Genomic DNA, 12560 nt, shown 5'->3' with positions numbered 1-12560 from the left:
CTTATCGGATGCGTTCGAACAGGCTGGGATAATCGACGACGAGGCCGTCCTCGTCGACAGGCAATTCAGCCTCGAAGCTGCCATCGGCCGCCTGGTAGCGGAACAGGCGCGGGGCGAGGCAGGTATAGGTCTGCCGGTCGATGGTCGGGACGAAATCGTCGAAGGGGATGTAGAGCATCGTGAACGTGCGGCTCTGGCCGATTTCCCAGCGCTCCCGCCGGATCGGCAGGGTGTTGGTGAAGGGCGAGCCCTGCAGGTCGATGTCGGTGCAGTCGTCGAAGGCGGGCAGCGCCGTGCCGGCAGCGTCATGCCAGCGACCGGCGCGGCGCTCCATCGCGAGGCGGCGGCCATCTGTCGTCGCGATTGCGAAGCTGGTGACCGTGAAATCCGCGGTGCAGTCGATGCGGTAAGAGACGCCATAGGGCGGCTCGCCGCGCTCGCCGATGACGACGGCCTCGGCGCGGATTCCGGCTTGCGTGGTCGCGAGCGTCAGATGCTCCAGTCCGACGCCCTCGACCGGCCGCCAGCGCAAGCTGCGCGGCACGGCAAGGAGGGCGACGTCCCGAAAGCTCATCGGGCGAGCAGGCCTCCGAACAGGCCGGGGACGCCGAATTTCAGCACGAGGATGGTGAGAATGACGGTCAGCACGGCCGTGACGATCGCAGTCATGAACAGCGTACCGGAGCGCGGCGTCGCATCGACGCGGTTGCGCAAGGCGGTGATCTCGCCGCGGATCGAAGCGAAGTCCATGGTGCCGGCGGCGGCATCGACCTTGTGGGCGCTGCGCTCCAGCGAAGCTTCGGCGCGGGTCAGGACGGCCTCGTAGCGGGCGAATTTCTCCTCGATGCGCGCCGCCTTCTCCTCGATGCGGGAGAGCTGGTCGAGCTTGCGCGGCTCGGTCGCGGGCGCGGGGGCCTCGGCAGCGGGCGCCGTTGCCACGATCGTTGGGCTGAAGGCGACGGGCGGCTCGGTGTTCGCCGGGGTCACGACGGTCGGCTCGATCTTGGCCATAGGCGCTCCGTAGCTGGGAGGTGTCGGGCGAGGCCGGGCTTTGGCAGCGCGGCCTCGCATTGATGTGTCATGCCCTCAGAGAAGGGCAGAAAGGTGGTGGCTCAGAGCAGGGCGCCCATGGCGACGGCGGTGTCGCTCATGCGGTTCGAGAAGCCCCACTCGTTGTCGTACCAGGACAGCACGCGCACGAACTTGTCGTCCATGACCTTGGTCTGGTCGAGGGCGAAGGTCGAGGACGCCGGATCGTGGTTGAAGTCGATCGAGACGTTGGGCTGGTCGGTGACGGCGAGGATGCCCTTGAGCGGGCCGCGCTTCGACGCCTTGATGATGGCCTCGTTGACCTTCTCGACCGTGGTCTTGCGCTTCGAGATGAACTTGAAGTCGACGACCGAGACGTTCGGGGTGGGAACGCGGATCGAGGTGCCGTCGAGACGGCCCTTCAGGTCCGGGATGACCAGGCCGATCGCCTTGGCGGCGCCGGTCGAGGTCGGGATCATCGAGAGCGCAGCGGCGCGGCCGCGATAGAGATCCTTGTGCATCGTGTCCAGCGTCGGCTGGTCGCCGGTATAGGCATGGATCGTGGTCATGAAGCCCTTGTCGATGCCCACGCTGTCATGGAGCACGCGCACGACCGGCGCGAGGCAGTTCGTGGTGCAGGAGGCGTTCGAGACGACGACGTGGTCCTTGGTCAGCTCGTGATGGTTGACGCCGTAGACGACGGTGAGGTCGGCGCCGTCGCAGGGGGCGGAGACCAGCACGCGCTTGGCGCCGGCCGCAAGGTGGGCGGCGGCCTTGTCGCGGGTGGTGAAGATGCCGGTACACTCGAAGGCGATGTCGACGCCGAGCGCCTTGTGCGGCAGGTCCTTGGGATCGCGGATCGCGGTGACCTTGATCGGGCCCCGGCCGACATCGATCGTGTCGCCGGAGACGGTCACCGTGCCGGGGAAGCGGCCATGGACGGAGTCGAAGCGGAAGAGATGGGCGTTGGTCTCGACCGGGCCGAGATCGTTGATCGCCACGACCTCGATATCCTTGCGCTTCGATTCGATGATCGCGCGCAGAACGTTGCGCCCGATGCGGCCGAAGCCGTTGATCGCCACCTTGACCGTCATGTCTTCCTCTCCTTAGCCGAGCGTCCGGCGTAAGCCGTCGCTATCCACGCGGGCAATTCGGCCAAAGAATGGCCGAACGCAAGATGTCTTTCGGGAAAATCAGCCCTGCCTGCGGCAAACAGGCGCTCAGGCGTTGTGCTTCTTCATCGCGGCGTCGGCGATGGCCTCCGCCGTGATGCCGAAATGCTTGTAGACCTCCTTGTAGGGGCCGCTGGCGCCGAAGGAGTTCATGCCGATGAAGGTGCCGTCATGGCCGATCACGGCATCCCAGCCGAAGCGCACGCCGGCCTCGACCGCGATCTTGATCGGAGCCGAGCCGATGATGGCGGCCTGCGCCGCCTCGTCCTGCTCCAGCAGGAGCTCCAGCGAGGGCACGGAGACGACGCGGGCGCGGACGCCCTTCTCGGCGAGCAGCTTGCGCGCAGCGACGGCAAGCTCGACCTCGGAGCCCGAGGCGAAGAGCGAGACCTGTGCCTTGCCGCCTTCGGCCGCGAGGAGCTCGTAGGCACCGGCCGCCGAGCGGTTCTTCGCGGTGGCATCGGTGCGGAGCTGCGGCAGGTTCTGGCGCGAGAGGGCGAGAACCGTCGGGCCATCGGTGCGCTCCAGCGCGGCCTGCCAGGCTTCCGCGGTCTCGATCGTGTCGGCCGGGCGGAAGACGCGCATGTTCGGCATGGCGCGCAGCGAGGCGACCTGCTCGACCGGCTGGTGGGTCGGGCCGTCCTCGCCGAGGCCGATCGAGTCATGGGTCATGACATAGACGACCGGCAGGCCCATCAGGGCGGCAAGACGCATCGAGGGGCGGGCATAGTCGGCGAAGACCAGGAAGGTGCCGCCGCCGGTGCGGAAGCCGCCATGCAGCGTGATGCCGTTCATCGCGGCGGCCATGCCGTGCTCGCGGATGCCGTAGCGGACATAGCGGCCCTTCGGGGTCTTCGGGGTGAAGTCCTCGGCAGCCTTGGTGCGGGTGTTGTTCGACGGGGTCAGGTCGGCCGAGCCCATCACCAGCTCCGGCATGATCGGGGTGATGGCTTCCAGTGCCAGCTCCGAGGCCTTGCGGGTCGCGACAGCCTGCGGGGCGGCGATCAGCGCCTTCTTGTGGGCGAGGATCGCCTTGTCGAGCTTGGCCGGGACGGTGTGGGCGAGGCGGCGGTCGAACTCGCCGCGCTTCCGCTCGGAGAGGGTGGCGAAGCGCTCGCTCCAGTCCTTGTGGGCGGCAGCGCCGGCGGCACCGGCAGCGCGCCAGGCCTTGAGCACGTCGGCCGCGACCTCGAAGGCGCCGCCGGTGATGCCGAGCTTCTGCTTGGCCGCGGCGAGCTCCTCGGCGCCGAGCGGCTCGCCATGGGCCTTGGAGGTGCCGGCCTTCTTCGGGGCGCCGAAGCCGATCACGGTCTTGCACGCGATCATGGTCGGCTTGTTCGACTTCCGGGCGCGGTTGATCGCGGCCTCGATCGCCTCGGGATCATGGCCGTCGATGCGCTCGGAGCGCCAGCCGCAGGCCTTGAAGCGCGCGACCTGGTCGACATTGTCGGTGATCGAGAGCGGGCCGTCGATCGAGATGCCGTTATCGTCCCAGAGCACGATCAGCTTGCCCAGCTTCTGGTGGCCGGCGAGCGCGATCGCCTCCTGGCTGATGCCTTCCATCAGGTCGCCGTCGGATGCCAGCACATAGGTGTGGTGGTCGACGACCTTCTTGCCGAACTCGGCGGCGAGCATGCGCTCGGCCATCGCCATGCCGACGGCGGTGGCCAGACCCTGGCCGAGCGGGCCGGTGGTGGTCTCGACGCCCGAGGTCATGAAGTTCTCGGGATGACCGGGGGTCTTCGACTCGAGCTGGCGGAAAGCCTTGAGGTCGTCGAGCTGCATGCCGGGCGCGCCGGTGAGGTACAGCAGGGCGTAGAGCAGCATCGAGCCGTGGCCGGCGGAGAGCACGAAGCGGTCGCGGTCCGGCCAGCGCGGATCGGCTGCGTCGTACTTCATCACGCGGGTAAACAGCACGGCGGCAACGTCGGCAGCGCCCATCGGCAGGCCGGGATGGCCGGACTTGGCCTTCTCGACGCCATCCATCGCCAGGCCGCGGATGGCGTTGGCGAGCTTGTCGTGCTGGGCGCGGTCGATGCTGGTCATGATGGTCTCACAGGGCTCCGTCGGGCGGGAGGACCGGGCCGGCCTGCGCGACAGCGGGCCGGCGAGGGGGAAAGCAGTTCGCCGCCGCTTGCGGCAGGCTTGGAAAGGACGGGGTGGATTAGGCCCGGCCCTCCCTGCGAGTCAATTCGCCAAACCCTGCTTTCGGGGTCGCAGGCCCCGCTTTCGCGCGGTTTTCCGCAGATGGCGCCTCAGCCCCGCCCCGCAAGCCGTTGCACGGACGTGTTTACAAGGCCGCGAGAGCGATTCCTGTTTTCCGGCGCTTTGCTGTAAATTGGGGCACGAATCGTGTGAGCCGGCTTCGATCTGAAAGGAGAGCGACGGTGGCGAGCCTGATGCTGGACAATGCGCTGGCGCGCCTCGATACGGCGCTGGGGCAATTGGAGGCGGCAGCGCGGCGGCGGGTCGAGGCTGAACGTGGACGTGGCAACCTCGAAACCGAACTCGCCCTGATGCAGGACGACCGGGCGCGGCTGGCCGCCGAGCTCGATGGCGCAATGTCGCGCCTCGGGCAGGTCGAGACCGCCGCCGCCGATGTCGACCAGCGGCTGGAGCGGGCGATGAACGTCGTCGGTGCCGTGATCGCGCGGGTCGAGGCGCAGCAGCCGCCGCAGCCCGAGGCGGACTAAGAACCAAGAACTGGAGACCGAATGCCGCAAGTCAACGTCATGATCTCCGGGAAGGCCTACCGCATGGCCTGCGGGGAGGGCGAGGAGGGCCATCTCGAAGGGCTCGCCCGGTTCTATGACGAGAAGATCGGCGAGATGCGGCAGGCCTTCGGCGAGATCGGCGACATGCGCCTGCATGTCATGGCGGCGCTGATGGTGGCGGACGAGGTCCATGAACTGAAGCAGCGATTGGCGAAGCTCGAAGCCGACCTCGCGGCGACGCAGGGCAATGCCGGCGCCGCCGACGAGCGCCTCAGCGAGGTCGAGGACCGGGCGGCGGAAGCGCTGGTCGCGGCGGCCGAGCGGATCGAGGGCGTGGCGCGGAGCCTGATCCCGTCCGCGGTGGGATAAGCGCTTTATCCAGGCATGAAAAAGGCCCCGGATGTCGCCATCCGGGGCCTTCTTGTTTGTCTCTGTGACCGGATCAGACGCCAGGGGCGCCGCTGGCGCCGTCCAGCACCGTGACCGAGCGGCGGTTCTGCGACCAGCACGAGATGTCGTTGCAGACCGCGACCGGGCGCTCCTTGCCGTAGGAGATGGTGCGCATGCGGTTGGCAGCGATGCCGCGCGAGGCGAGATAGTCGCGCACGGTCTGGCCGCGGCGGGCGCCGAGCGAGTAGTTGTACTCGCGGGTGCCGCGCTCGTCGGCATGGCCTTCGACGGTGAAGGTGTAGCGCGGATAGCGCTGCAGCCAGCTCGCCTGCTTGTCGAGAGTAGAAGTCGCGGTCGAGGTCAGATCGGTCGAATCGGTCTCGAAGAAGACGCGGTCGCCGACATTGACGACGAAGTCCTGCGCGCTGCCCGGAGTGGCGGCGCCGCCGGCACCGAAGCCCGAGCCGGAACCGTCGGCGTTCTGATCCTTGGCGCAGGCGCCGAGCGCGAGCGTGGCAGCGATGGCGGCAGCGAAACGGACGGCACGGCCGCCGGGAACGAGAGTGGTCAACATGGCTGGACTCCGGGGCAATCGAATTCATGTGGCGACGCGCTTCGACGGGGCGTCGCGATGCCTCATCAATGAACCGTCAACCTAAACGAGACCTTGCCAAATCAGGGCGAAGTGGCGGCATTGCGGCTTATGGTTAACCAATTATGGCGAAAGGCGTTTGCTGCGCCGGCTGTTGCGCCGTGAGCACAGAAATAGCCGGGACTTAGGGCGGAAATGCGTCGCCGCCCCCGCTTGACGCGCCTGCGATCCGATGCGGCGAGCCTCTCGCCCGGGCTTTCCGGCTTGACGAATTCATAGCTGAATGGTTATGGGTTTATTCATAGCCAATTGGTTATGGATTATCGATGCCCGACACATATGACCTGCTCTTCAAGACGCTGGCCGATCCGACGCGGCGGGGGATTTTTGAACGCCTGTGCAGCCAGGGCGAGCAGACGGTCGTGGCGCTGACGGCGCAGGCCGGCGTGTCGCAGCCGGCGGTCTCGAAGCATCTGGCCGTGCTGAAGCAGGCGGGGCTGGTGCGGGACCGCCATCAGGGCCGCCAGACGCATTACAGCGCGCAACTCGCGGCGCTCGCACCTCTCGCCGACTGGACGAACCGCATGGCCGGATACTGGGAAAGCCGGTTCGACGATCTCGAAGACCTGCTCAAGAGGATGGACCAATGACTGAAACCCGCTCCGTCGTCGTCGAGCGCGAGATGCCCCATCCGCCGGAAAAGCTCTGGCGCGCGCTGACGCAGCCGCACCTGATCGCCGAATGGCTGATGAAGAACGATTTCGTGCCGAGCGTCGGCCACCGCTTCAATCTGCGTGGCGACTGGGGCGGCGTGCTCGATTGCGAGGTGCTGACGGTCGAGCCGAACCGGTCTCTTTCCTATAGCTGGGACTTCGCGCATGACGACCCGGCCTATGCCCTCAAGAGCGTGGTGACCTTCACGCTCACTCCCTCAGTGAAGGGCACGCATCTGCGCATGGAGCAGGTCGGATTCCGGCCGGAGCAGAAGCAGGCCTTCGGCGGCGCCAAGGCGGGCTGGCAGCAGTTCTTCGGCAAGCTGGAAGAGGTCGCGGCGCGCGCCGACTGAGGCGTGGGGTCGCTTCCGGTCAGAACCACCCTTGTCATTCCGGGGCGCGCCATAGGCGCGAACCCGGAACCCACGACTGGGTGAGCACTTTCCATGCCGGATTGCAAGCGGAGTACCCAGTCGTGGGTTCCGGTTTCTTCGCTGCGCGAAGCCCCGGAATGACAAGGGTGTTGCCCTAAGGGGCGGCACTTCTCATCCCCTGATCAAAGGAGGTCTGCTTGACCTGGAACGCCGCAATCCGGCAGGGCCATCGCTGGCTCTCGATCATCTTCACCGCGACCGTTCTCGCAAATTTCGCCGCGATGGCGCGTGGTGAGCCGCCGGCCTGGATCGTCTATTCGCCGCTGCTGCCACTCTTCCTGCTGCTGTTCAGCGGGCTCTACATGTTCATCCTGCCTTACGCCGTGAGATGGCGCAGCCGGCGCGAGGCCTGACGGCGAGCCCAGCTTCGGCGCAGCGCGAAAAAATTGCGCAAACGGGGCGCAGAATTGCAGCGCAACTTTCGCGCTCTCCGGTCTATCGTTAGGGGATCAGGCCTGCCTCGGCCCGTCTTCCTGTCCCGACCGGAGATCGCGATGGCTCATTCCCTCAAGTCCGGCGCCGCGAGCGTGACGCCCCTTCGTGGCCCGAACCAGCCCGATCTCGATTCCGACATCGTCTGGGAAGCGCGCCGGGATCTCGCCGCGACCTTCCGGATGGCTGCGCGTTATGGCTTCGAGGAGGGCATCTGCAACCATTTCTCGGCGCTGGTGCCGGGCTATGACGACCTCTTCATCGTCAACCCCTATGGCTGGGCCTTCCGGGAGCTGACGGCGTCGAAGCTGCTGATCTGCGACTTCCACGGCAATGTCGTCTCGGGCGAGGGGCAGCCGGAGGCGACGGCCTTCTACATCCATGCCCGCATCCACAAGAACGTCCCGCGGGCCAAGGTCGCCTTCCATACGCATATGCCTTATGCGACGGCGCTCTCGATGACTGAGGGCGATCCGCTGATCTTCGCCGGGCAGACCGCGCTCAAGTTCTACGGCCGCACCGCCGTCGATCGCGACTATAACGGGCTGGCGCTGGACGAGCGCGAGGGCGACCGCATCGCGGCGGCGGTCGGCGATGCCGACATCGTTTTCATGAAGCATCACGGCGTCATGGTGCTCGGGCCGAATATCGCAGAGGCCTGGGATGATCTCTACTATCTGGAGCGGGCCTGCGAGGTGCAGGCGCTGGCGCTCGCGACGGGTCGTGAGGTCAGAGCGGTGAAGCCGGAGATCGCGGAAGCGGCCTATCGCCAGATGCGTGAGGGCGATCCGGAATCGGCTCGGCTGCATCTGGCGTCGATCCGGCGTCAGCTCGACGCCGAGGAGCCGGTCTATCGCGACTGAGTTGATCGGTCACGAAACGCAAAAGCCGCCCGAGATGGTCGGGCGGCTTTCATAGAGGATGAGGCTGAAGACCGCCTGCGCTTCAGCGCTGGCCGCTCAGCAAGGGCGACCAGGTCGGGTCGGAGGCGAAGGCCGGGGTCGGCACGGGTACTTCGACGCGGCCGGTGATGTCGACCATATAGAGCTTGCCGCCGGACTGGCCGCCCGGATCGCGGAAGAACATGATGTACTGGCCGTTCGGCGCCCAGTTCGGGGCTTCGTTGTGGAAGCCCTCGGTCAGGATGCGCTCGCCGGAGCCGTCCGGCCGCATCACGCCGATGGCGAAGCCGCCGCCGCCCTGGCGGGTGAAGGCGATGAGGTCGCCGCGCGGCGACCAGGAAGGCTGCGAATAGCGGCCCTGGCCGAAGGAGATGCGCTGGCCCTCGCCACCGCCGGCGCCCATCACATAAAGCTGCTGCTGGCCACCGCGATCGCTTTCGAAGACGATGCGCGAGCCGTCCGGCGCATAGGAAGGCGAGGTGTCGATCGCCGCCGTCGAGGTCAGGCGCGTGGTCGAGCGCGAGCCGATATCGATGGCGTAGAGATTGGCGTTGCCGCCCTGCTGGAGCGAGAGCACGACGCGCTGGCCGTTCGGCGCAAAGCGCGGGCTCGAGCTCATGTCGGGGAAGTTGCCGACGATCTGGCGCTGGCCGGTTTCGATGTTCAGGACCTGCACGCGCGGCTGCTCGCCCTGGCGCTGGGTCATGAAGGTGACGTCCTGCGAGACCGGCGAATAGCGCGGCGTCACCACCGAGGTGTCGCCATTGGTGAGGTAGCGCACATTGGCGCCGTCCTGGTCCATGATGGCGAGGCGCTTGCGGCGCGTCTCCTTCGGCCCGGATTCGTCTACGAAGACGACGCGGGTGTCGAAGAAGCCGCCGAGCCCGGTGACCTTCGAGAAGATCGCGTCCGAGATGATATGGCCGACGCGGCGGGCATTGCTCGGGTCGGTGAAATACTGCTGGCCGTCGGTCTGGGTGCCGGTCGCGACGTCCCAGAGCCGGAACTCGGCGCGGATGCGGCCGGCCTCGCGCGCGACGCGGCCGGTGACGAGGGCCTGCACGCCCGCAGCCTTCCAGGCGTCGAAGCGCGGGGCGGCGTCGAAGGGTGGGTTCGCCTCCGGGAAGCGGCCCTTGTCGATCGGCGTGAAATAGCCGCAGCGCTTCAGGTTGTTGGTGATGACGCCGGAGACGAGCACGCCGCCTTCGCCGCCGAAATCGGCAATGGCGATCGGCATCGGCTGGAAGGCGCCGCCCGTCAGGTTGATGACGAGCTCGGCCTTTGCTGCGGCGGGCACGAGCAGCGCCGCGCCGGCTGTGGCGAGGAGGCGGCGGCGCGTCGGCGCGGCCGCGAGGAAGGGGAGGGGAGTATGGTCGATCATCGGGGTCACATAACGTCCCTGGCGTCGAAATTGACGACGACATCACGCCAGTCGTCGTAATAGGAGGCGAATTGAGCCGGAATGCGCAAGGGCGCGCAGCGGCGGGTGGCGGTCAGCGCCGAATCGGCGGCGACCCTGAACAGCGGGTCCGAGGACGAATTGATCACGCCGGGCTGGCCGATGAGCGAGCCGTCGGTGTTCAGTTTCATCCGCACGGAGGGCACGACATTGCTGCTGCCCTGGGCGTTGGCGAGCGCGATCGGCACGTTCCAGCACTTCAGGAGCTGCTCCTGAATGATGCCGATGAGCTGGGACCGGAGCGAGGGGCTGAGCTTCTGCGAGGAACCGCGCTCGGTGCCGAGCGAGGCCGTACGGTTGACCTGCGGCGCCGAAGAGCCGGACGACTGCGCCTTCTCCTTCGACTGGAGCAGCTTGGCGATATCGTTGGCGTTGAAGTTCTTGGCGATCTCCGCCTCCTTCTTCGCCTTGGCCTCGGCTTCCTGCTTGGCCTTCGCCTCGGCAGCGAGCTTGGCCTTCTGCTCGGCCTCTGCCTTCGCCTTGGCGGCAGCTTCCGCCTTTTCCTTGGCCGCCTTCTCGGCTTCCGCCTTGGCGAGCGCCTCGGCCTTGGCCTTGGCATCGGCGGCACGCTTGGCGGCCTGAGCGTCGGCTTCCGCCTTTGCCTTGGCGGCAGCCTTCGCCTCCTCCTCGGCCTGCTTCGCCTTGGAGGCGAGTTCGGCCTCTTCCTGAAGGCGCGCCTGTTCCTCGCGCTTCTGCTCGGCCTCGCGCGCGGCGGCGGCCTCGCTCTTCTGCGGCGGCTGCTTGGCGGGCTCGGGCTGCTTGGCCTCGGGCTTGGGCGGCTCGACCGGGCGGGCCGGCGGCGGAGGCGTCGTGGCGTTGTTCTCGGCGGTCTTCAATTCCGGCGGGCGCGAGGGCGGGGCCGGCGCATCGGCCTTGGCTTCGCCGGCCTCCTTGCGCTCGACCCTTTCGGACTGGCGCTCGGCGCGGGGCGTCGGCTGGGCCTGGACCTTCTCGGCGCTGCGCTCGCCGCGCGTCACCTGGTTCAGCGCGCTGGGATCGATCACCTCGACGGCGATCGCCTCTTCGTTCTCCGGCAGCGGCGCAGGCGACGAGAACGCCAGCAGCCCCGCGACGAGGAACGTCGCGTGGCCGAGCGCCGACACCAGCATGCCAGGTTCGGAGGTCGAAAGCTTCACGCCCTTAACGTCCTTACTCTCTCAACCTTCAGCGGCTCGGCTCGGTGACGAGCGCGACCCGCTTGAAGCCGGCGGCGGTGATGGTCGACATCACCGAGGCGACGCGGCCGTAATCGACCTGCTTGTCGCCGCGAACATAGATGCGCTCGTCGAAGCCCTGCTTGGCCAGGCCCTGGAGCTTGGCGGCGAGGTCGGGCTCGAGCGTTGGCTCGTCCTGCAGAAAGATCTGGCCCTTGCTGTCGATGGCGATGGTCAAGGGCTTCTGGTCGACATTGATCGGCTTGGCGCCGGTCTGCGGCAGGTCGAGCGGCACGCCGGTCGCGATCAGCGGCGCGGCGACCATGAAGATGATGAGCAACACCAGCATGACGTCGATGAACGGCGTCATGTTGATCTCGGCGATGGCGCCGTGGCGGCGTCCGCGCCGGCCCCGGCGGCCGGAACCGCCCTTTGCGCCTGAAGCGGCTGACATACCCATCGGTCAGCCCCTCACGCTGCCATGCGTTCGTCGATCTGCCGCGACAGGATCGCGGAGAACTCGTCGGCGAAGGCTTCGAGACGCCCCTGCGCCTTGGCGACCTCGGACTGGAGCTTGTTGTAGGCCATCAGCGCGGGAATCGCGGCGAAGAGGCCGATCGCGGTGGCGAAGAGCGCTTCGGCGATGCCGGGCGCGACGACCGCGAGCGAGGAATTCTTGGAGACCGCGATCGCCGTGAACGAGGTCATGATGCCCCAGACCGTGCCGAACAGGCCGATGAAGGGCGCGGCCGAGGCGATGGTCGAGAGCACGAGCAACCCCGATTCCAGCCGCTCGGTCTCGCGCTGGATGGTGACGTCGAGCACCTTGTCGATGCGCTGGGAGAGGCTGGCGACCGAGCGCCCGCCATTCTCGAAGGAGCGCTTCCACTCGCGCATCGCCGCGACGAAGACGGCGGCCATGTCGTTGACAGGCTTGCTGGCGAGGTCGCGATAGAGCTCCTCCAGCGAGCGGCCGGACCAGAACACCTCCTCGAAGGCGTCCATGTCCTTGCGGGTCCGGCGGTAAAGCAGCGTCTTGTCGACGATGATCGACCAGCACCAGACCGAGGCACCGAGCAGGCCCAACATGACCAGCTTGACGACGATATGGGCGTTCCAGAACAGCGTCCAGAACGACATGTCGATCTGCGGCGCGGCCTGCGCGACGTCGGCGGGGTTCATCCTGTCATCCTTCTCACCCAGGCGGTACGGCCGGGGCTGGACGCTTAAGCCTCCAGCCCCGGCCCAAACCCCGCCGCTTGCGTCGCGGGAGACCCACGCCGCCGCCCGATCCGCGATCCGGGGAAATGCCGTATCCCTCCAATCGCGCGTGAATCCGGCGAAAGATGGGCCGAAACGGGGTTTCCCACGGAACGCATGCTCCAGACCGAGTTAAGCATCCGGCAAGGTTAATGTCGGGTATACGCCGGGAGATAAGCGCTCGTGCGCAGCGGCTGCGGCGTCATGGCGGAGAGGTCGACCCGGCGCCAGTCGGCAGGAAAGGGAAAGTTCTTGGGGAGCAACGGCGCCGATTGACCCAGCGTCATGTGCGGTCGATAGTTGCCGAGC

At 67.2% G+C, this 12560-nt stretch carries 15 protein-coding genes; 6 read left to right on the top strand and 9 right to left on the bottom strand.

The genetic code is table 11. The features are described from left to right. Position 1: 1 nt before the first annotated feature. From Q9235_RS02845 to tkt, 4 genes are all read right to left on the bottom strand, one after another. The gene (locus Q9235_RS02845; RefSeq protein WP_306225286.1) at positions 2-574 is read right to left on the bottom strand and encodes a putative glycolipid-binding domain-containing protein; all 573 of its coding nucleotides are present in this window, start codon (positions 572-574) and stop codon (positions 2-4) included. Then, positions 571-1011, bottom strand: coding sequence for a hypothetical protein (locus Q9235_RS02840; protein WP_306225285.1), 441 nt, complete (start codon positions 1009-1011; stop codon positions 571-573). Before Q9235_RS02840 ends, Q9235_RS02845 begins: the two co-directional genes overlap by 4 nt. Before the next feature lie 101 nt (positions 1012-1112). Further along, positions 1113-2123: a type I glyceraldehyde-3-phosphate dehydrogenase gene (gap, locus tag Q9235_RS02835; protein ID WP_306225284.1), complete on the bottom strand. Its 1011-nt coding sequence runs from the start codon at positions 2121-2123 to the stop codon at positions 1113-1115. 126 nt (positions 2124-2249) lie between these two features. Beyond that, positions 2250-4247: a transketolase gene (gene tkt / locus Q9235_RS02830; protein ID WP_306225283.1), complete on the bottom strand. Its 1998-nt coding sequence runs from the start codon at positions 4245-4247 to the stop codon at positions 2250-2252. Between the two features lie 341 nt (positions 4248-4588). Between tkt and Q9235_RS02825 the strand changes: the two genes are divergently transcribed. Next, positions 4589-4894: a DUF4164 family protein gene (locus tag Q9235_RS02825; protein WP_306225282.1), complete on the top strand. Its 306-nt coding sequence runs from the start codon at positions 4589-4591 to the stop codon at positions 4892-4894. A gap of 21 nt (positions 4895-4915) precedes the next feature. Then, positions 4916-5284, top strand: a complete 369-nt coding sequence (locus Q9235_RS02820; RefSeq protein WP_306225281.1) for a cell division protein ZapA — start codon at positions 4916-4918, stop codon at positions 5282-5284. 73 nt (positions 5285-5357) lie between these two features. Here the strand turns inward: Q9235_RS02820 and pal are convergent, their stop codons facing one another. After that, on the bottom strand, positions 5358-5879 hold the full coding sequence (pal, locus tag Q9235_RS02815; protein ID WP_306225280.1) for a peptidoglycan-associated lipoprotein Pal: 522 nt from the start codon (positions 5877-5879) through the stop codon (positions 5358-5360). A gap of 344 nt (positions 5880-6223) precedes the next feature. On the opposite strand from pal, the gene Q9235_RS02810 reads away from it, so the two are divergent. The 4 genes from Q9235_RS02810 (at position 6224) to Q9235_RS02795 (ending at position 8339) form a co-directional block, all read left to right on the top strand. Next, positions 6224-6547, top strand: coding sequence for an ArsR/SmtB family transcription factor (locus tag Q9235_RS02810; RefSeq protein WP_306225279.1), 324 nt, complete (start codon positions 6224-6226; stop codon positions 6545-6547). Further along, the gene (locus Q9235_RS02805; protein WP_306225278.1) at positions 6544-6963 is read left to right on the top strand and encodes an SRPBCC family protein; all 420 of its coding nucleotides are present in this window, start codon (positions 6544-6546) and stop codon (positions 6961-6963) included. The genes Q9235_RS02810 and Q9235_RS02805 overlap by 4 nt, the downstream gene beginning before the upstream one ends. 218 nt (positions 6964-7181) lie before the next feature. After that, a complete protein-coding gene (locus tag Q9235_RS02800) occupies positions 7182-7397 on the top strand; it encodes a hypothetical protein (protein WP_306225277.1) in 216 nt (71 codons plus the stop codon). 141 nt (positions 7398-7538) lie between these two features. Then, a complete protein-coding gene (locus Q9235_RS02795) occupies positions 7539-8339 on the top strand; it encodes an aldolase (protein WP_306225276.1) in 801 nt (266 codons plus the stop codon). Positions 8340-8421: 82 nt separating this feature from the next. On the opposite strand, the gene tolB is transcribed toward Q9235_RS02795, so the two are convergent. From tolB to tolQ, 4 genes are read right to left on the bottom strand one after another with little or no spacing between them, the layout of a single operon-like run. Beyond that, a complete protein-coding gene (gene tolB, locus Q9235_RS02790; RefSeq protein ID WP_306225275.1) occupies positions 8422-9759 on the bottom strand; it encodes a Tol-Pal system beta propeller repeat protein TolB in 1338 nt (445 codons plus the stop codon). Between the two features lie 5 nt (positions 9760-9764). Further along, positions 9765-10973: a cell envelope integrity protein TolA gene (tolA, locus tag Q9235_RS02785; protein ID WP_306225274.1), complete on the bottom strand. Its 1209-nt coding sequence runs from the start codon at positions 10971-10973 to the stop codon at positions 9765-9767. A 28-nt stretch (positions 10974-11001) separates the two neighbouring features. Beyond that, complete coding sequence (gene tolR / locus Q9235_RS02780; RefSeq protein ID WP_422678341.1) at positions 11002-11445, bottom strand: protein TolR; 444 nt, start codon at positions 11443-11445, stop codon at positions 11002-11004. 17 nt (positions 11446-11462) lie between these two features. Next, positions 11463-12173, bottom strand: a complete 711-nt coding sequence (gene tolQ, locus Q9235_RS02775) for a protein TolQ (RefSeq protein WP_306225272.1) — start codon at positions 12171-12173, stop codon at positions 11463-11465. Positions 12174-12560 lie beyond the last annotated feature (387 nt).

The organism is Bosea beijingensis, from assembly GCF_030758975.1.
Taxonomy (GTDB): Bacteria; Pseudomonadota; Alphaproteobacteria; order Rhizobiales; family Beijerinckiaceae; genus Allobosea; species Allobosea beijingensis.
The sequence above is the reverse complement of the archived record's forward strand: the minus strand, read 5'-3'. Positions and strand labels throughout refer to the sequence as shown.

Bases quoted from the DNA above. Each gene is read 5' to 3' on its own strand.
- Q9235_RS02795 (WP_306225276.1), top strand. From the start codon at position 7,539: ATGGCTCATTCCCTCAAGTCCGGCGCCGCGAGCGTGACGCCCCTTCGT.
- Q9235_RS02845 (WP_306225286.1), bottom strand. From the start codon at position 574: ATGAGCTTTCGGGACGTCGCCCTCCTTGCCGTGCCGCGCAGCTTGCGC.
- Q9235_RS02820 (WP_306225281.1), top strand. From the start codon at position 4,916: ATGCCGCAAGTCAACGTCATGATCTCCGGGAAGGCCTACCGCATGGCC.
- tolQ (WP_306225272.1), bottom strand. From the start codon at position 12,173: ATGAACCCCGCCGACGTCGCGCAGGCCGCGCCGCAGATCGACATGTCG.
- Q9235_RS02810 (WP_306225279.1), top strand. From the start codon at position 6,224: ATGCCCGACACATATGACCTGCTCTTCAAGACGCTGGCCGATCCGACG.
- Q9235_RS02805 (WP_306225278.1), top strand. From the start codon at position 6,544: ATGACTGAAACCCGCTCCGTCGTCGTCGAGCGCGAGATGCCCCATCCG.
- Q9235_RS02840 (WP_306225285.1), bottom strand. From the start codon at position 1,011: ATGGCCAAGATCGAGCCGACCGTCGTGACCCCGGCGAACACCGAGCCG.
- tolR (WP_422678341.1), bottom strand. From the start codon at position 11,445: ATGTCAGCCGCTTCAGGCGCAAAGGGCGGTTCCGGCCGCCGGGGCCGG.
- tolB (WP_306225275.1), bottom strand. From the start codon at position 9,759: ATGATCGACCATACTCCCCTCCCCTTCCTCGCGGCCGCGCCGACGCGC.
- gap (WP_306225284.1), bottom strand. From the start codon at position 2,123: ATGACGGTCAAGGTGGCGATCAACGGCTTCGGCCGCATCGGGCGCAAC.
- pal (WP_306225280.1), bottom strand. From the start codon at position 5,879: ATGTTGACCACTCTCGTTCCCGGCGGCCGTGCCGTCCGTTTCGCTGCC.
- tkt (WP_306225283.1), bottom strand. From the start codon at position 4,247: ATGACCAGCATCGACCGCGCCCAGCACGACAAGCTCGCCAACGCCATC.